A 19,380-nucleotide genomic window follows, 5' to 3' on the forward strand; every position below is an offset into this window, starting at 1 on the left:
AAGCAACTTTACAGATACGTAAATTTAAACTATCTTTTTAAATATGAAAACGGTCCTGAAAATACTTGTTTTGCTGATCTTCGTGCCACTTTTGATCTATATAATTGCTGTAATTACAGGGATGCTCATCCCGGTTAATTCAGATTTTCAGGAAACTAATGACGGGGTAGAAATATACCTCCAAACCTCAGACGTACATACAGATATCGTGGTTCCTCTAAAAAATGATTTGAAAAACTGGGAGGAAGATATTTCGCTGCAGCATAGCCTTTCAGGAGTTCCCGGGGCAAAGTATATTTCCTTTGGCTGGGGTGACCTTGAATTCTACCGAAATACTCCACTATGGGAAGACCTGACCTTAAAAACCGGCTTTCGGGCCTTGTTTCTCAAAAGTCCGGCAGCCCTACATCTCAATTTTTCAGAAGAGCTCCCGCCCACAGAAAAAACAATTCCCTTAATGATTAGTCAAAATCAGTATTTAAAGCTCACTGCATTTCTTGAAAACAGTTTTGAATACGATGCTGAAGGAAATGTTCGGCACATCCAGGACCTGCATTATACCCGACGGGATGCTTTTTATAAAGCCAAAGGTTCCCTGAGCCTTTTTAAAACCTGCAATACCTGGACGAATAATGCCCTGAAAGCATCCGGGTTAAAGGCCTGTCTCTGGACACCCTTACCCGAAGGTATTCTCTACACTTACAGGTAGTAATTAACTAATAGATTTCATCCCCGAATTCTAAAGTTTTGTATTTTTAAGTAATGCTTCCATTACAATGAGTAAGATTATAAAAGCAAAACATACCTCCTTTCTTCTTTCCGGAATCATTCTGGCAATATTGGTTTTTGCCTATTTTGGTCTTCCATCTTTCCGGGAATTTATAGACTTCACTGTTAAAATATTGATCAACGGAAGCGAGGAATACACCAAGGAATATTTCAAAGAATTTGGGGTGTGGGGGCCAGTTGCGATTATTGCTTTTATCATTTTGCAGATGTTCCTCATTTTTTTTCCCTCCTGGCTTCCGGTAATCATTGCGGTTAGAGCCTACGGATTCTGGTGGGGAATTCTCATTGCACTCACAGGAGTGGTTTTGGCCTCAACCATTGGATATTATATCGGTAAAAGTTTTAAGGGGGCTTTCCTCAATAAAGTAATTGGAGAAAAAAAGATGGAAAAAATGGATTTCTGGATCTCTAATTACTCTTTTGGTTCGGTAGTTTTATTCCGGATTTCCCCGTTTCTCTCCAATGATGCCATCAGTTTTATAGCAGGGATGCTTCAGATGAAATTCAAAAAATTTATGCTTGCCACCTTAACCGGAATGGTCCCGTTATCAATAGCCATAGGCATTTTTTCTGAAGACATTTCAAAGCTGAAAGACGGCCTCTACTGGATTGGAGGTGTTGGTATTATCGCCTATGCTATTTATATCTATATCGATTATACCAAAAGGAGGAAAAAACACAATTCTAGTTCCTGATTCTTATTTAACCTCTCCTATTTCTTAACTTATTTTATAATTTTTTTATCACCTAAAGAAAGAAAGGTTTCTGCTTAAAACCTTAACTTAAAGCAGTTAACCAACACCATTCTAATATGTCGACAGATAAAAATTCATATTACGGAATTGAAAAATATTATCACCGACTCGAAAATTCCTCAGATCTCGACCCATTAATGGACAAGATAGGGGATTCAAAATATGTGCTGCTGGGCGAGGCCAGTCACGGTACCCACGAATACTATACATGGAGGGCACGAATTTCCAAAAGGCTGATAAAAGAAAAGGGTTTTTCTTTTATAGCGGTAGAGGGCGACTGGCCCGATTGCTATAATATCAATTCCTGGATTAAAAATTATAAAGATTCACCCGACGATATTTTTGAGGTGCTAAAAGAGTTCAAGCGTTGGCCCACCTGGATGTGGGCAAACTGGGAGATCGCTGCTTTTGCCACCTGGTTACGGGATTATAACGACAAACTTCCCGTGAACGAAAAAACAGGTTTCTATGGTCTGGATGTTTATAGTTTGTGGGAGTCTATGGAATCCATCGTAGACTATCTAGAAAAGGAGGACCCAGAAACAGCCAAACTTGCCCGGGAAGCGGTGTTATGTTTCGAACCTTTCAAAGCCAGGGATTCTTATGCTTCGGTGTTCTCTTCTTCCAATTCAGATTGTAAAAGGGAGGTGGTAGATCTGCTTAAGGAAGTCAGGAAAAAAGCCCATAGTTACGACCGGGAGGAAGAAGCCGGGTTAAACGCTGAGTTGAATGCCCTGGTGATGGCCAATGCTGAAAAATATTATAAAGCCATGGCGGGTTTTGGGGAAGATTCCTGGAATGTCAGGGATAGGCATATGGCCGAGACCCTGGACCGGCTTATGAAAAATCACGGAAAAGAAGCCAAAGTCATAGTCTGGGAACACAACACCCACATCGGGGATGCCCGGGCCACCGATATGGCCGCCGATGGCCTGATCAATCTGGGGCAACTCGTGCGGGAACAACACCGGAAAGATGGGGTATGCCTGGTTGGATTCGGATCTCATTCGGGATCGGTGATAGCGGGAAAAAGATGGGGCGCTCCCATGGAAAAAATGAAGGTTCCCGAGGCCATTAGTGGAAGCGTTGAAGAACTTCTCCACCGGGAGAGTGCACAGAATAAGCTTATCATATTCGATGAGGATGAGCGCTTAAAAGAAAAATTTTCTGAAGAAATGGGACACCGGGCAATTGGAGTGGTTTACCATCCCGTTCGTGAAAGGGGGAATTATGTGCCTTCCCGACTTTCGGAGCGGTATGACGCATTTCTATATATCGATAAAACCAGAGGGCTACATCCTCTTAAGATACATCCCCATCCTGAACTAACCCCTGAAACCTATCCCTTCGGAATTTAATGAATGTTCAACCAAAAAATAAAGGATTATGAGAATCTTAAATGAAATTACAGAAGTACTCGGTGATGATGCTTCCTACTACCTGGAACACGTTAGCAAAAAGATATCCAAAGACAGATTAACGGTTCCCGGACCCAGAAGCATCGAAAATTTTATAGAAAGCGATCGGAATCCCCAGGTGCTAAAAAGCCTTTCCCAGTTGTATAACCACGGTAACCTTGCCGGGACGGGTTACCTGAATATTCTGCCCATAGACCAGGGAATTGAGCATTCGGCGGCTTTTTCCTTTTACAAGAATCAGGATTATTTCGACCCTGAAAATATCATAAAATTGGCTATGGAAGCGGGATGCAACGGAGTAGCGACCACCTTTGGAGCGCTGGGATTGCACGCCCGCAGGTATGCACATAAAATTCCATTTGTGGTGAAAATAAACCATAACGAGCTGCTCACCTATCCCAATAAATACGACCAGATCCCCTACGGAACAGTGAAGGAAGCCTGGAACCTGGGAGCTACCGCTGTGGGGGCCACTATCTATTTCGGTTCTGAAGAAAGCAGCAGACAAATTCAGGAGATCGCCGTGGCTTTTGAGGAAGCCCATCAGCTGGGCCTGGCTACCATTTTATGGTGCTACACCAGAAACAGCGATTTCAAAACAAAAAAAGATGATTTTCATTCCGCTGCCGATCTTACCGGACAGGCCAATCACCTGGGCGTAACCATTAAAGCTGATATCATCAAACAAAAGCTGCCGGAGACCAATCAGGGCTTCAAAACAATAGATTTCGGAAAATACGATGACGCGATGTATGAAGAGCTCACTACAGATCATCCCATAGACCTCTGCAGACTGCAGGTGGCCAATTGCTATATGGGCAAGATCGGGTTGATCAATTCCGGAGGTGGTTCCAAAGGAGAATCAGACATCAAGGAAGCTGTTCGCACCGCAGTTGTAAATAAACGCGCCGGTGGTTCGGGGCTGATTATGGGCCGCAAAGCATTTCAGCGTCCCCTGGCTGAAGGAGTGGATATTTTAAGAAGAGTACAGGATGTTTACCTGGAACCGCAAATCACTGTAGCATAAGCTATTAACCCTTGCAGGATTCTAAAGCCTGCAAGGGTCTCAAAATTTAACATCAACGCGATGGCCATTGGCTAAATTTTCCATTTACCCCCTTTTCCTAAAGGGAGCGGAAAATTTAAAATAGACTAAATATTCGTTTTTTCTATACAGATTTTACCTTCAGCTCTTTCCTTTCCGGTTTTGGAGCGGCATTTACCGGTTCTCCATAAAGGTCGAAATCGGCGGCTTCGGTAATCTTTATCTCGTAGAATTCGCCTGTTTTCAGATAAATGGAAGTAGCATCAATCAGAACTTCATTATCCACATCTGGAGAATCGAATTCGGTACGGCCTACAAAGTAGTTTCCTTCTTTGCGGTCTATCACCACCTGAAAGGTCTGCCCTATCTTCTGCTGATTCAGCTCCCAGGAAATCTGGCTTTGTATTTCCATGATCTCGTTGGCACGATCCTGCTTCACTTCCTGTGGCACATCATCTTCAAGATTATAAGCGTGGGTATTTTCCTCGTGAGAATAGGTAAAACATCCCAAACGCTCAAAACGCATCTCCTTAACCCATTCCTTCAGTTCCTGAAAATGTGCTTCAGTCTCTCCGGGGTAACCTACTATAAGCGTAGTCCTTATGGCCATTTCAGGAACAATTTTTCTGAAATCTTTTAGCAGTTTTGTGGTCTTCTCATGAGTGGTTCCGCGGCGCATTGACTTCAGCAATTCAGTCGAAATATGTTGCAACGGAATATCAAGGTAATTACAAACCTTAGGCTCGCGTTTCATTACATCAAGCACATCCATAGGGAAACCGGTAGGAAATGCATAATGCAATCTGATCCACTCGATACCTCCCACCTTTACCAGGTTTTCCAGCAATTCAGCCAGATTTCTTTTTTTATAAATATCAAGTCCATAATAGGTAAGATCCTGGGCGATAAGGATAAGTTCCTTCACCCCGTTTTTCGCCAGATTTTCAGCTTCCTTCACCAGGGCTTCAATAGGCGTAGATTTGTGACCGCCACGCATAAGCGGGATGGCACAAAAGGAACAAGGCCTGTCACAACCTTCAGCAATTTTCAGGAAAGCGTAGTTCTTTGGGGTAGTGGTAAGCCTTTCTCCTAAAAGCTCGTGTTTATAATCGGCTTCCAGGGCTTTCAGCAAGCCGGGAAGTTCGGTGGTTCCGAAATATTCGTCTACATCGGGAATTTCTTTCTGAAGATCGGGTTTGTAGCGCTCACTGAGGCAGCCAGTCACAAAAACCTTATCCACTTCCCCTTCTTCCTTCTGCTTTACATATTCCAGGATGGTGTTCACAGATTCCTCCTTGGCGTTATCGATAAAACCACAGGTGTTTATCACCACGATATTCCCGTCCTGCTCGTGCACGACGTCCTTTTTATTGGCCCGCAACTGCCCCATCAACACCTCGCTGTCGTAAACGTTTTTACTACAACCTAGGGTTACCACATTGATCCTGTTCTTCTTAATCGACTTCGTCCTCATAGAATTCTGTTTTTCCTGCTTTGCTGAAAGCGGGTGCAAAGATACGATGTTAAATTGGAAATACCTTTCTTAGTTTTCTTGTTCTCAATGATTGAAAATATGAACTGAAAATTCCTTTTATTCTTTAAAGGATCTCGCCTGTTCATTTTTTTGCTTGTCCAAATCCTTCGTCCCTGCTCAGAGGAACCAAAACCCGCCTGCAGGACGGACAGGAAAGGACACTTTTTAAAACAGAAAAAAGCTATTTCGTATCTTCCAAAACAAAAACCACAAAAATGAAACGAGCTTTCCTCCTACTTTTTATTCTTCTTTTTAATATTTCTGAAGTTTTTTCCCAGCAACGTCTCCGGGATCTGGATATTGAGATCGGGGTGCTTCCCACCGGATCGATGAATGCCATTACCGATGTGGAGGGCGTGAAGGTTGGGCACAGCAGTTTGATAAAAGGCGATTCGGTGCGCACGGGAGTGACGGCCATCCTGCCGCACGGCGGAAATATCTTTCAGCAGAAAGTACCCGCGGCGATCTATATCGGTAACGGCTTCGGAAAACTTGCAGGCAGCAGTCAGGTGCAGGAACTCGGAAACCTGGAAACTCCCATAATTCTCACCAATACTCTCAATGTCACCACGGCCATGGATGCGGTAATAAAATATACGCTGAACCAGGACGGCAATGAAAATGTGTACTCGGTTAACGCGGTGGTGGGAGAAACCAACGACGGGTTCTTAAACGATATCCGCGGACAGCATTTAACTAATGAAGATATGCTTACCGCCATAGAAAACGCAACTACAGAAAACACCGAAGAAGGAAATGTAGGCGCCGGCATGGGCACCGTGGCCTTTGGCTTCAAGGGCGGGGTCGGGACAGCTTCCCGGAAACTCCCCGAAAGTTTGGGCGGCTACACCCTGGGCGTATTGGTGCAAAGCAATTTTGGCGGAGTGCTGGAAATCGCAGGTGCCCCCGTGGGCAGGGAACTGCAGCAATTCAGTTTTAGTGATAGGCTGATGAACAATGCCGATGGCTCCTGCATGATCGTGGTGGCCACCGATGCTCCTCTTGACAGCCGAAACCTGGAACGCCTGGCCAAACGCGCTTTCCTGGGCATCGCCAAAACCGGTGGGATCGTCTCCAACGGCAGTGGCGATTACGTAATCGCTTTTTCCACTTCTGAAAAAGTACGGGTGCCCTATAGAGTTGAAGGTGATACCCAAAGCCTGGAAGTAGTTCCCAACGATTTGATGTCACCCTTATTTATGGCTGCCATTGAAGCCACCGAAGAAGCTATCTTAAACTCCCTGTTCATGGCCGAAACTACCAAAGGCCATCACGGTACTATTGAAGCCCTACCTATGGAGAAGGTATTGCCGGTGTTGAGAGAGTATGGGGTTTTGAGGGATTGAAAATAAATATCAATCGCATTTTGCCCACGGTTTCAACATTGCCCACGGTTTTAACCCTGGGAGAATAAAATAATAATTATGTCACATTCCTTCAACAAAATATGGATACACGCCATCTGGGCTACGAAAGAACGGATGCCCCTCCTTGAATCTTCAGACCAAACACACTGCAGGATTCATTCAGACAGGTAAAAGCGGGAAGTAATCAGCGAAATTTTTATTGAAGCGGAAAACCTATTCCCTAAAAAAATGATAAATTCAATTATAACCAATTTTATCTTTTTTGAGTAAATCCAAGCAAAAGCAGTCTACGTTAGCCCGCACTATTTCCTTAAAAGTAGCCTTAAGCATAGGTGTAGGGATTATGGTCGGTGCCGGGATCTTTGTTTTTCCCGGTATAGCTTCGGGGCAAGCGGGACCGGCCGCTATGTTATCTTTTTTGCTTGCAGGAGCCATTGCCCTTATAGTCGCTCTATGTACCGCAGAACTCGCTACTGCAATGCCTGCCAGTGGCGGGGGTTATTATTTTGTTTCCCGGGCATTTGGGCCTTTCTGGGGAATTCTTATTGGCGTTGGGCAGTGGATGGGACTCGTCTTTGCCAGCTCCTTCTATCTCTATGGCTTTGCCAGCTATTTGATAGACCTGCTCAAAGAAACCGGATTGCAATTTGGGGATCCCTTAATTCTTATAGGAATAGGTACCGCGCTCCTGTTGACTTCTATCAATATTCTGGGAACCAAAAGTGCCGGGAAATTACAAAACAGCATCGTTCTCGTACTTACCGGGATCCTTACTCTTTTATTCCTTTACGGGATGTTACAGGCCCTGGGGATCATGGGAGCAACTAATTTACCGAAACCTTTTGCACCAAAAGGCCTAAGTCCTGTGGTGGGTGTCACTGCGCTTATCTTTACTTCTTATCTGGGATTTGTACAAATTGCAACCGTGGGAGGAGAAATTATCAATCCGCAAAAGAATCTTCCCCGTGCCCTGGTTGGAAGTGTGCTCATCGTAACCGCGCTATATCTTCTCGCACTGTTTGTAAGTAATAGCGTGCTTTCTACAGCCGAACTCGGGGAACTTGGGGAAACAGCCATAGTAGAAGTGGCGAGAGGACTCATAGGCGATATCGGGGCGATGGTGGTGCTCTTCGCAGGATTACTGGCAACACTTTCAAGTGCCAACGCTTCTATCCTCAGTTCCTCAAGAACCATTTTTGCACTTAGCAATGACGGACTTATCCCCAAATGGGTTTCAGTGATACACGAAAGATTTAAAACCCCACACCGTGCCCTGTTTCTAGTTGGTTTACCTATAACTGGCATCATGTTCGTGGGAAACCTGGAAGTACTGGCAGAAACTGCCTCTATGCTTCACTTGCTTATTTACGGTCTTATCTGCGGCTGCGTGCTGAAGCTGCGTAAAAACCGTCCTATCTGGTATGTACCGGGGTTTAAGTCACCCGCCTACCCTATCTTACCGATAGTGGGATTAGTGGCCAGCTTCGGACTTATATTTTTTATGAGACCGGTATCCCTTTTGCTGGGTGGAGCTGTTCTTTTGGTAAGCGCCCTATTTTACCTGGTCTACGCCCGCGGTAAAACACTTGCCACCCCCTCGCCTTCTCATATAGCGCCCGAACTGCGTAAACCCCGAATTCTCATCCCGGTTTCTCTTCCACAGAAAGAATCCCTTCCGCTGGCAATATTAAGAAGCTTTACAGATCTTGAAGTCTTAGTGCTTGGTTACAAAGAGCTTCCCGAACAAACCGACCCCGGACAGTATAAAGATGAGGAAGGGGACGAATCAAAAAAGCAGCTGGAAAAGGTTAAAAAAGAACTGGAGGATGAGGAATTTGATGTTAAAACTGAATTGGTCTTTACGCCAGACGTTTCGCAAGCCATCGATAATGTGATCGTAGAGCACGACTGCCAGGCGCTGCTGGTCGTCAAACCCATAAGCCAACTCAACCGACTGCTCATTCCGGTGTATGACATCAACCAATTAAGCAAACGATTTGCCACGGTTATTTATGAACTTACCACCGCCAGTAATTTGCCGGCAAGCCTGTTGTTTCTAAGCGGTTCTAAGGATTCTGAAGACTCAGAAGACAAGGACGGCGCAGATATTTCTGTGATGAAGAGAGAGGCCATTAGCAGGCTTAAGCAGGCCGGAATACATAAACATCAAATCAAGACCAGTCTTGTGGAGGTAGCGAATATTTCTGATGCGGTAAAAGAAGAAAGTAAACCCGAAGACCTGGTGATACTGGTAGAAGCCAATGCCAATGAGCGGGAAACATTTATCAATGAAATACGCGGGGAGATTAGTGATAAAATAAACTGTCCTTTACTGGTGGTCCTTGAGAAAAGGGAAAAAGAAGAAAAGCAAGCCGAAGAAAGCCCGGCAGAAGAGCAGGAATAACAAGCATACTAATCGCCCCCGGAATTAAAACCCCTATCATATTCTCAAAACAAATGTTAAGTAGTTGTTAATAAGAAGCCTGGTTTTTTAGATAAAAAGCCTTTTTTAAGAATTATCTTAGCAGGGAACTAAATTAAAATGCCTGACCTCAGCTGAGATTATCCCGGAAGAAAACGGGGTATGAATGTGGATTTTGAGGGTTAAAAGGAGTTGTGCTCCATAATTTTATTAAGATGTTCGATTCTAATGATCCTGATTTGATTAGTAAGTTACTAGATCAATCAAAGTATTTAAAAAAGGAAAGAAGTTTAATAGATAAGAACATTGAACCTTGGTTAAAAAAATTAGATGCCAACTCATATTCACTTATCGAGAGAAAACAAAAGAAAAAAGAGATTGAGGAATTAGGTCATTTTCTTTACCATTTCGATAAAGAGATCGTTATTGAAGAAGTTTTTACAGAAAGCCCTGATTTTATCGTTAAATCCTATGGTAATTTAATTGGGATAGAACTTAAAGATTTTATCACTAATGAATTTGAAAAAGAAAAAGAAGGACTATTAAAATTAATTTTTAATTCTGTTATTGATAATTTAGAAAATAACCTTGTTAATATAAAGGCAATTATAGAGTAGAATTTATTGAAGAAAATTTCTCTCTTAAAAGAAAGAATCGAAAATTAATTGAGAAAGAAATAATTTCAATTATTGAAGGATGCAATAAAACACCTGGAGTCGTAAAAAGTATTACTAAATTTCCTTATAATGGAATTGCGATTCATAAAGGAGAAACAACTATTGTTGGCAATATCAATAAAGAATTAGTTCAGAAAAAAATAAATTCAAAAGGAAAATTAATACCTCTTTACAGAAAGAAAAACTTAAATCAAGTTTGGCTAGTATTAATTATCGGGGGAGTTGAAAAATCATCTGATTTTTGTCTTTTCGATCGGGCAATAACTACTCAAGAGTTTGAATCAACTTTCGACCGAATTTTCATTTATGAATTCTTCGATAGAAAAATAACAGAACTAAAAATAACGTAGCACAACAAAGAACTAAGCTAAATTCCAGGCATTTTAACTCAATTTAGAAACAAAATTTTCGTCATAGACTAAACCCGATTTTGCGACGTCAAATAATGGGTATTGTCCAAAAAAATGTAATTTTAGAAACTATTAAAGAAAATAGTTAAACCTACAAATCCGCATCCCTTACTCTGCCAACAGGCGTTAACCGTAAGCCTTAACCTTAATAAAAAATGATCCTTATAGACCACCCATATGTTTCAGATTTTCTAGTAAGAACTATTAAAGAAAATAATTTTGAAATTATTTCTACTAAAGAAGCGAGGTCATTGATTAATGATGATTCTATGAATTGGATTTCTGAAAATGATGCGAAGAATAAAATCCTAAACAGCCCAAACCCTCTTATTTATACAAATTCTGAGAACTCATTAACATGGATTTTCAACTATTTAAAAGAAACTAACCTACCTCAACAAATAAGATTATTTAAGGACAAAATTAAATTTAGAGAACTAACTAAAGATTTGTTTCCTGATTTTCTGTTTAGGAAAGTTAAAATAGATGATATTCAAACCTTGGATTTAGATATTGATGAAATAAAAATGCCATTTATTATTAAGCCTTCATTAGGTTTTTTTAGTATTGGAGTACATATTGTTCGTAACAAGTCTGACTGGTATACTGCTCAAAAAGAATTAAACTATGATAATCTAAAAAGCATTTACCCTAAAGAGGTAATGGATGCTTCTACTTTTATTATAGAAGAATACATAGAAGGAGAGGAATTTGCCATAGATGCCTATTTTAATAATGATGGAGAAGTAGTTATTCTAAATATTCTACATCATATGTTTTCTTCAGGTACTGATGTAAGTGATAGGGTTTACTCTACTTCTCAAAGCATAATTCGTAAGTACAAAGAAAGCCTTGAAGAGTTTTTAAAACCCATAGGAAAAAAAGCTAATTTGAAAAACTTTCCTTTACATATAGAGGTTAGAATTGATGAAAAAGGAGTAATAAAACCAATAGAAATAAACCCGCAACGATTTGGAGGGTGGTGCACGACCGGAGATCTTTCGTGGTATGCATTTAATTTTAATTCATACCAATATTTCTTTCAAAATAAAAAACCGAATTGGGATGAGATTTTTAAAAATAAGAAAGATGAAATTTATAGCATTGTTTTATTAAACAATAATTCAGGTTTTAAGCCATCAGAAATCTCTCATTTTGATTTTGATATGCTTGAACAGGATTTAGAAAATATATTAGTTACCAGAAAATTAGATTTTAATAAATTCCCTGCATTTGGAATCTTATTTACTGAAACAAGTGAAGGAAATGAAAGAGAACTAAAAGAAATACTAAATTCCGATTTAAGTAAATATATTAGAAAATAGAAATTACTAAGGCTAAGAAAGAGCTGAGTTAAAAACAAGTCCTCTAAGCTAACTTCGAAACAAAATTTTCCTCATAGAGTAAAACCGATTTTGCGACTCCTTAAACCAACCAACCTACTTCTCTACTCCTATAACTTGTTACGAAACTATTAGCGGTAATTTAAAAATATGAATATAGAAAAAATCTTTCGGGACCTAAAGTTCGACTTAGAGTCAATAAACGAAAAAGCAAATGAAAGATTACTGAAAGAAGAACAAATAAGATCAAGTATTTACTGTTCTTTGCGAAACCAGGGTTTTATTGTTGCGGCCGAAAGAAATTATGATAAGAATTCGGAGGTAGAATGTGATTTGGTTTTTTGGGGAAATTCGAAATCCGAATCCTGGATGGAGATAAAAACTGCCAGGTATTCAAAAGCAATAAATGATTTCAGAAAATTAGATAAAAAAGGAAAGGATAGTTGGAATAATGGAGAAAAAGGTCAGTTTATAAGTTGGAAAAAGGATATTGAAAAATTTAATTTATTAAAAAATAAAGATGTTGAGAAATACTTTGTACTTGTAGAACAATGCTTTGACCAATCATTATTTGATAAATTGTATTCCCAAAATAAATATGAAATAAAACAGCTTTTTGGGAATTTTGAATACAAAAAAATTGAATTTGAATTAAAATGGAACAAAGCTCCTGTGAATAAATGTATTATAAGAATATTTGACCTAAAGAACTACAATCAACAACATATACCACAAAAAACTTTTGCCGAAAAATTGTAAATTAGAAAACCTGGAAAGAAAACGGAATCAAACATCATCCTGTCTTTTTTCCAAACCTGCCTTATCAAACCGAAACGAAAAAGCAAATAAGAAAAAATAAAAACCAATCTTTGCAGTGCTTTAAAGCAGCACCCACTAAAACGGGTAATTTTCGATTCGCTCATTTTCACAAATAGTGCTAGATTACTCCACATAACAGCGCATAACCGCCATTGAAAAACAAGGCTACTTATACGCAGACTTTAGCAAAAAAATTGGAAATAAAGTCACCCCATGAAAGAACCAGAAATACCTGTAAATGAACCGGAACGACTAAAAGAATTAGAAAGTTATCAATTGACAGGACTTGTAGAGAATGACGATTATGACTTTATCACTTCCATGGCTGCCCAAATATGCGGCACCAAAATTTCTTTAATTAGTCTGGTAACCGATGATAAGCAATGGTTTCTTTCCCACCATGGCCTGGAGGCTCGTAAAACGCCAAAAGACTATGCATTTTGCGCTCATGCTATTAATACACCAAATGAGCCGTTTATAGTTGAAGATGCCCGAAAAGATGAGCGGTTTCATGACAACCCCTTGACAACCAATGATCCGCATGTCATCTTTTATGCGGGTATTCCTTTGGTTACCTCCAGGGGCTACCCCTTAGGAACGCTTTGTACTATTGATGACAGCCCTAAAAAGCTCAATAAAACCCAGCTTGAACGGCTTCAGAAACTGGCAAGACAAACCGAAAAACTTTTTGAGAGTAGAAAAAAAAGTATTGAAGTGGATCTTCTTAATCAAGAGCTGAAAAAAAAGAATGATTTGCTCCGGAATACTCAGGAAGCAAATCAGCTAGGCACCTGGGAAATGGATATCCCATCGGGAAAAACTACCTGGAGTGATATGGTATATAAGATCCATGAAGTACCTAAAGATTTTGATCCTGATGAGGTAAAAAAAACAGAGTTTTACCACACTGTTTACAGGCCCGTCATTAACAATGCTCTTAAAAGATGCATTTCCCAGGGTATCCCATTTGATTTGGTAGCCCAAATAATCACCGCGAAAGACAGACTGATATGGGTGAGGTCAACAGGACGAAAAGTGGGAGACAAACTCATTGGTAGTTTTCAGGATATTACCGAAATAAAGCAAAATGAAATTAGATTCAAATCGGTAATTGAAGGCACCGACGTGGGCACCTGGGAATGGAATGTTCAAACCGGAGAAACCGTCTTTAATGAGCGTTGGGCTGAAATCACTGGTTATACCTTAGAAGAGCTCACTCCTATAAGTATAGAAACCTGGATGAAATTAGCTCATCCCGATGACCTGGAAGAATCTGGGCGTAGGCTAGACTCCTGTTTTGAGAAAAAGACGGAGTACTACGAGCTTGAAGCCCGCATGAAGCATAAAGCCGGGCACTGGGTTTGGGTCTATGACAGGGGTAAAGTTTTTGAATGGACCAAAGACGGGAAACCCCTTATTATGTATGGCACCCACCAGGATATTACAGAAAGAAAGCATAGAGAAGAGAGACTGCGAATTAGTGAGGAGGCTTTCAGGGGAAATTTCGAAAATGCGGCCATTGGAATGGCTTTGTTGGATGAAAAGGGGAAATGGTTGAAAGTAAATGACAAGCTTTGCCAAATTGTTGGGTATTCACAAGAGGAATTATGTGAACTTACTTTTCAGGATATTACCCATCCTGATGATTTAAATTCAGATTTGACCTTTTTGCAGGAACTTATTGAAGACAAAAGGGATCATTACCAGATGGAGAAACGATACTTCCATAAAAAGGGACATATTGTTCATATCCTTCTGGCAGTCTCTATGGTAAGGAATAACGAGGCTAAGGTGCTCTATTTTATTTCGCAAATTATAGATATCTCTGAAAGCAAAAAGCTCCTTTCAGATATTGATTACCAAAAAAACCTGTTATCTGCTTTATATAATTTATCTCCAATAGGAATAGCCCTAAACGATTATGAAACCGGTAAATTTTTAGATGTAAACGATAAATTGCTGGAACCAACCGGCTACAGCAAAGAGGAATTCCTATCCTTTAGTTATTGGGATACCACGCCCGGAAAGTATGAGCCATTAGAAAAAAATATGCTTAAACAAATAGAAAGCAAAGGAAGCTATGATCTGTTTGAAAAGGAATATATCCGAAAAGATGGTACAACCTATCCGGTGGCATTGCAGGGGGTGGTAATTAAAGATGCCAATGGAAAAAAACTAATTTGGTCTTTTATAAGGGATATTAGCAAGGAAAAAGAGGCCGAACGCAAACTGCGGGAAGCTATTTCCAGCCTGCAAGCCATATTAGATGCAAGTAAACAGGTTTCCATTATGGCCACCGATACAAATGGTACAATTACTTTGTTCAACGCTGGTGCCGAAGAAATAACGGGCTATAAATCCGAGGAGATGATAGGCAAACATAATCCACAGTTGATTCACCATCCCGATGAGATAAAAGAGCAAAGCCTTGAACTGTCTAAAAAGTACAACAAAGAAATAATAGGATTTGAGGCCTATTTTTATGAAGCTAAAATTGGAGTGCCAACTACTAAAGAATGTACCTATATAAGGAAAGACGGTACAACTTTCCCCGTTTTGCTTTCTATAAACACCATCCTTGACCATGGAGATATTGTAGGATACCTGGGTGTAGCTACTGACATCAGAAAATTAAAGAAGGTAGAAAAGGAGATCAAGTCCTTACTTGATATTACCAATGAGCAAAACGAAAGACTCCGCAATTTTGCGAATATTGTATCCCACAACCTACGGTCTCATAGTTCAGGCATTTCCGGAATTCTTGACCTGATTCAAATGGAATTTCCGGAAATATCGAAGAATGAATTGGTTAAACATCTTAATAGAGGAGCCGAAAACCTGAAGCAAACAGTACATGATTTAACTGAGATCGTTAAAGTTAATTTATCGAAAAGTGGTATTTCGCCCATAAGGCTCTATGATGTGCTGCAAAAAAATACAGAAAGCCTTAGTATAAAAATCAAACAGGCCAACTTAGAAATAATCAACCAAATTGACAAAGACCTGGTAGTAAAAGGTATTCCTGCTTACCTTGATAGTATTGTATTGAACATGATTACAAATGCCATTAAGTATAAAAGCGAGGAAAGATTAAGCTATTTAAAGATTTTTGCTCGCGTAGAGCAAGCGGTGGTAACTATCTTTTTCGAAGATAATGGCCTGGGCATAGACCTAGAAAAACACGGTGATAAACTGTTTGGCATGTACAAAACATTTCATAAACACGATGACTCCCGGGGAGTTGGCCTATTCATCACCAAAAACCAAATAGGAAGTATGGGCGGTAAAATAGAAGTAGAAAGTGAAGTAAACCTAGGTACAACCTTTAAAATAACATTACCAATATAATATTAATCTAATTTGTGATAATGAAAAAGTTCGCCTACAGTTTTCCGATCTTAAAAGATAAAGTTGATCAATGGCTAAATTTCGCCAGGGAGGTAAATACTACCCACAAGGAAGAATTCAGTAAAATGCATCAAAGAATAGGTGTTAAAAAAGAAAGTTGGTTTTTGCAGGAGTCAGCCGAGGGATATTCTGTGGTGGTATATACCGAGGCGGAGGATGAGCATTTTATGAACAAGTTCAAAAATGATCAATCTGAGTTTTCGGAATGGTTTAGAGAGCAGGTTTCAGAACTTCAGGGTGTAGATCTTGATTTCACTACCCAAATGCCTGAAATAGTTCTGGATTGGGAAGAGAACGATCAATAAAAAAGGGACTATGCCGGTTAGAAACCGTGGAATTATCCTCAATCAGTTCTTAACCATATATGAAGAAAGAGTTCAACTTAAAGTAATAAAGCCAGACCCCTTTTTTTAAAACTTACACACTCTACGGGACAGTGTCGTTATATTAAAAATCAAGTCTTAAGGAGTTTCCAAAACATCGGCCAGAGGCCGCCTGTAGGAATAGGGCATCTTTTTAGAGTATCCTAATCGTATCAATAGCAAGGGATGCCCTGTGAGCTTAAATTGTCTTGCCATTTTATTTCGAACCTGTATTTCTTCACAAGGCATATTTACGTGAGCATGACTAATATTTAATTGGGTGGCTGTTAAGCCAAAACGCTGAAAAGCTCTTCCTAGCAGAACCCAGTGAGCCACATCATTTTTTTCGACTGTAAACAAAGCAAAACCCGCAGAAGCCTCTATTTGTTTCTTCCATCGCTTTGCCTCACTGCTTGCAGAAACAAACTTTTTCATAATGATATTGCCCAATGTTCTCCCAACCTCAGGCATTCCCATACTCGCTTGCCATATCCCGTCTCTTTTTTGTTCTACTTCCTTTTTGGAAAAACGAATCCAGGAGACAAGCTCCTTTACAAAAGCCTTATTTTGAAACTGCCTGTTACTCCCTTCAGTAATGCATAATCCGCTGAAAGCGGACAGGCGTTCCGTTTCAAAACGGACACTTTTCTTCTAAAATTTTGGTTAAGTTAATTAAAATTTTTTTGCTCTTATTTTCTAAATTTTCTCATCGATTCCCCTTGCAATTCTATGCGGTAAGAACCATTGGTTAATCGATCAAGGATCGCGTCGGCAACCGTTGGTTCCTTAAAGCAGTCGAACCAGGATTTTACAGGCAATTGTGAGGTTATGATCGTGGAAGAACTTCCATGTCTCTCGTCAACAAGATCCAATAGCATATTACACTGTTTATGATCGATTTGTTTAAGACCAAAGTCGTCGATGATAAGCAGTTTTGTTTTAGCTATTTTATCCATAAACTTAAAATAACTGCCATCTGCCTTGGCCAGTGTCATTCGGTCCAGGAGTTTATTAGCCGTAAAATACATGGTTTTAAGTTCCTGAGCACATGCCTGGAATCCCAAAGCACAAGCGATAAACGATTTACCAACCCCGGTTGGTCCTGTGATGATCAGGTCTCTTGACTTTTTAATCCAATCTCCCTGTTGTAGGCGAAGCAGCATATTTTTATCCATACCTCGGGGCTGATTAAAATTGATTTGTTCAAAGGAGGCTTGCTGTTTAAACCGTGCCTGGCGGATCAGACGCTTTAATTTCTTATTGTAGCGGTCTTCGTATTCGGCTTCAATAAGATGGGCGATACACTCATCCAGGGAGAAGTTCTTCTCCTGGGTGCTATCGGTAATTTCCCGATAGGCTTGTGCAAAGCCGTGTAAACGCATAGTGTGTAACTTTTCGAAGGTGGCATTTGTATTCATAAGTATTGATTTTAATTAAAGTTTTCTTTTCCTCGTATATTATTATGGGTGGGTAATTCGAACAGTTCAAGAGGTTCCTCTTCCACATTAAAAGTCTTGTTATTGAGCATATTCTTGATGAACTTATATTGCAGACAATTCATTTCAAGGGCTTTTTCACAGGCTTTTCGATAAGCTGGTTTGGGATGTTTTTTGGCCAGGTTTAATAATCCCATACAGCTTCTGTAGGCCTGTTCCGGGTGGGGACGACTATCTAGTATCCTAGCAATGAGTTGTTCCACTTCAGGTCCTATGGACCGGCCCCAACTGATGAACCGCTCCGAGGTCCATTCCGCCTGAAAACGGTGATGGGCAGGACGGTGTTCATTCTTAGTTGTATAGCCATAAGGCTTACGATTTCGCTGGTGCAAAGCAATTCTTTCATTATTAAAATAGGCCTCCACATTCGAGAGGGTATAAATAACTTTTACCTTTTTGCCGGTATATTTAAAGGGAATGCTGTAATAGTGTTTATCAGCTTTTAAATAAATATGATGATTGTATTGCACCTTGAGTTGACAGAAGTGTTTTAACTCATAGAAGGTAGTTGGCAAGGGTTTTAATTCCTGCTTTTCTACCTGATCAAAAAGGCTTTGCCGGCTGTAGGATTTATGCTGAAAGTTCTTTTTGTTATGCAGCTCAAGCTTCTCCCAAAGTGCCTGATTCAGTTCTTCCAGGGAGTAGAAAACCTCATTGCGTAAAGGAGCATAAATACGTTGGTAGGCTAAACGTACAAAGTTCTCCGCTAGACTTTTATCTTTCGGATGTAAAGCCCTGGCCGGTAATATTACGGTTTGATAATGCTCCCCAAAATCCTGATAGGTTTGATTTACTTTAGGCTCGTACTTATTGGATTTGCTCACCGCAGAGCGAAGGCAATCCGGTACAATGGCGGCAGGGGCTCCTCCGTAAAATTGAAGTGCATTTTGATTGACTGCTATCCAATCCTCTTTCTTTTGTGAGTGGACCGCTTCGATATAACTAAGCTGGCTGCAACCCAGTACACTGACAAATACCTCGCAGGCTTCTCGCTCCCCGGTAGCCGGGTCAGTGATGTAAAGTTTTTTACCCGTAAAGTCCACAAAGAGTTTATCTCCAGCCTTATGCTCCATATGCATGCTGACTTTACTCTCTTTGCGCCAATGGTAATAATGGTGGCAGAACTGGCTGTATTCATAGCCATCCTTGTGCGTTTGTTGATATTCCTCCCACAGCAGATGCAGGGTGACACCTACTTTCTTAAGGTCTCTTTCAAAGTCAGGAAATAGCTTTTCTAAGGCCGTGTAGCGGGGGTTCTGTGTCTTCTTTCTGATGTTAATCAGGTTGATGAGTTCACTGTCATTCATCCCGGAGATTGCCGAAATGGAGACCCCGCTGCTTTTAAAACCAGCAATATACTGGCTTGCTGCAGTTTTCCCAATACCGGCTACCTTAGCCGCTTTCCGGCCACTGAGTCCTTGTTTAAAATATAATCGTAATAGTTCGCGTACTTCTCTCATACCTATCGGATTGTTGGCCATTATCCTTTCTTTTAAAAGTTAATGGCACTAAGATGAGAAAAGTGTCCGTTTTGC

At 40.4% G+C, this 19,380-nt stretch carries 15 protein-coding genes; 11 read left to right on the top strand and 4 right to left on the bottom strand.

Translation table 11 applies throughout. The features are described from left to right. The first annotated feature begins 43 nt into the window (after window positions 1–43). The 4 genes from BM266_RS11525 (at window position 44) to BM266_RS11540 (ending at window position 3,989) form a co-directional block, all read left to right on the top strand. Window positions 44–709, top strand: a complete 666-nt coding sequence (locus BM266_RS11525; RefSeq protein ID WP_093409776.1) for a TIGR02117 family protein — start codon at window positions 44–46, stop codon at window positions 707–709. A gap of 67 nt (window positions 710–776) precedes the next feature. Further along, on the top strand, window positions 777–1,484 hold the full coding sequence (locus tag BM266_RS11530) for a TVP38/TMEM64 family protein (protein ID WP_093409778.1): 708 nt from the start codon (window positions 777–779) through the stop codon (window positions 1,482–1,484). Window positions 1,485–1,600: 116 nt separating this feature from the next. Then, a complete protein-coding gene (locus tag BM266_RS11535) occupies window positions 1,601–2,902 on the top strand; it encodes an erythromycin esterase family protein (RefSeq protein ID WP_093409781.1) in 1,302 nt (433 codons plus the stop codon). A 28-nt stretch (window positions 2,903–2,930) separates the two neighbouring features. Further along, window positions 2,931–3,989, top strand: a complete 1,059-nt coding sequence (locus BM266_RS11540) for a class I fructose-bisphosphate aldolase (protein ID WP_093409783.1) — start codon at window positions 2,931–2,933, stop codon at window positions 3,987–3,989. Between the two features lie 142 nt (window positions 3,990–4,131). Here the strand turns inward: BM266_RS11540 and rimO are convergent, their stop codons facing one another. Then, entirely contained in the window at window positions 4,132–5,481 is a 1,350-nt protein-coding gene (gene rimO, locus BM266_RS11545; protein ID WP_093409885.1) for a 30S ribosomal protein S12 methylthiotransferase RimO, read from the bottom strand. Window positions 5,482–5,756: 275 nt separating this feature from the next. Here rimO and BM266_RS11550 point away from each other — a divergent pair, with 275 nt between their 5' ends. The 7 genes from BM266_RS11550 to BM266_RS11580 all read left to right on the top strand — a co-directional run bounded on the left by BM266_RS11550 (window position 5,757) and on the right by BM266_RS11580 (window position 16,292). Further along, a complete protein-coding gene (locus tag BM266_RS11550) occupies window positions 5,757–6,887 on the top strand; it encodes a DmpA family aminopeptidase (RefSeq protein ID WP_093409785.1) in 1,131 nt (376 codons plus the stop codon). Window positions 6,888–7,170: 283 nt separating this feature from the next. Then, window positions 7,171–9,312, top strand: a complete 2,142-nt coding sequence (locus BM266_RS11555; protein WP_217648157.1) for an APC family permease — start codon at window positions 7,171–7,173, stop codon at window positions 9,310–9,312. 233 nt (window positions 9,313–9,545) lie between these two features. Further along, window positions 9,546–9,947 (top strand): hypothetical protein, encoded by a 402-nt coding sequence (locus BM266_RS11560; RefSeq protein WP_093409790.1) that lies wholly within the window; start codon window positions 9,546–9,548, stop codon window positions 9,945–9,947. A gap of 625 nt (window positions 9,948–10,572) precedes the next feature. Beyond that, entirely contained in the window at window positions 10,573–11,742 is a 1,170-nt protein-coding gene (locus BM266_RS11565) for an ATP-grasp domain-containing protein (RefSeq protein WP_093409792.1), read from the top strand. A gap of 168 nt (window positions 11,743–11,910) precedes the next feature. Beyond that, window positions 11,911–12,519 carry a hypothetical protein gene (locus tag BM266_RS11570; protein WP_093409795.1) on the top strand — a complete coding sequence of 203 codons (609 nt, stop codon included), beginning with the start codon at window positions 11,911–11,913 and terminating at the stop codon, window positions 12,517–12,519. Between the two features lie 273 nt (window positions 12,520–12,792). After that, the gene (locus BM266_RS11575) at window positions 12,793–15,927 is read left to right on the top strand and encodes a PAS domain S-box protein (protein ID WP_093409797.1); all 3,135 of its coding nucleotides are present in this window, start codon (window positions 12,793–12,795) and stop codon (window positions 15,925–15,927) included. A 20-nt stretch (window positions 15,928–15,947) separates the two neighbouring features. Further along, window positions 15,948–16,292 carry a hypothetical protein gene (locus tag BM266_RS11580; protein WP_093409800.1) on the top strand — a complete coding sequence of 115 codons (345 nt, stop codon included), beginning with the start codon at window positions 15,948–15,950 and terminating at the stop codon, window positions 16,290–16,292. Between the two features lie 156 nt (window positions 16,293–16,448). Here BM266_RS11580 and BM266_RS11585 read toward each other — a convergent pair whose 3' ends face one another. The 3 genes from BM266_RS11585 to istA all read right to left on the bottom strand — a co-directional run bounded on the left by BM266_RS11585 (window position 16,449) and on the right by istA (window position 19,326). Beyond that, on the bottom strand, window positions 16,449–16,784 hold the full coding sequence (locus tag BM266_RS11585; protein ID WP_093409802.1) for a hypothetical protein: 336 nt from the start codon (window positions 16,782–16,784) through the stop codon (window positions 16,449–16,451). Between the two features lie 254 nt (window positions 16,785–17,038). Continuing rightward, complete coding sequence (gene istB / locus BM266_RS11590; RefSeq protein ID WP_093409805.1) at window positions 17,039–17,767, bottom strand: IS21-like element helper ATPase IstB; 729 nt, start codon at window positions 17,765–17,767, stop codon at window positions 17,039–17,041. Between the two features lie 11 nt (window positions 17,768–17,778). Then, a complete protein-coding gene (gene istA, locus BM266_RS11595; RefSeq protein WP_093409807.1) occupies window positions 17,779–19,326 on the bottom strand; it encodes an IS21 family transposase in 1,548 nt (515 codons plus the stop codon). Between the last annotated feature and the right edge of the window lie 54 nt (window positions 19,327–19,380).

This window comes from Salegentibacter flavus (assembly GCF_900115145.1).
GTDB lineage: Bacteria > Bacteroidota > Bacteroidia > Flavobacteriales > Flavobacteriaceae > Salegentibacter > Salegentibacter flavus.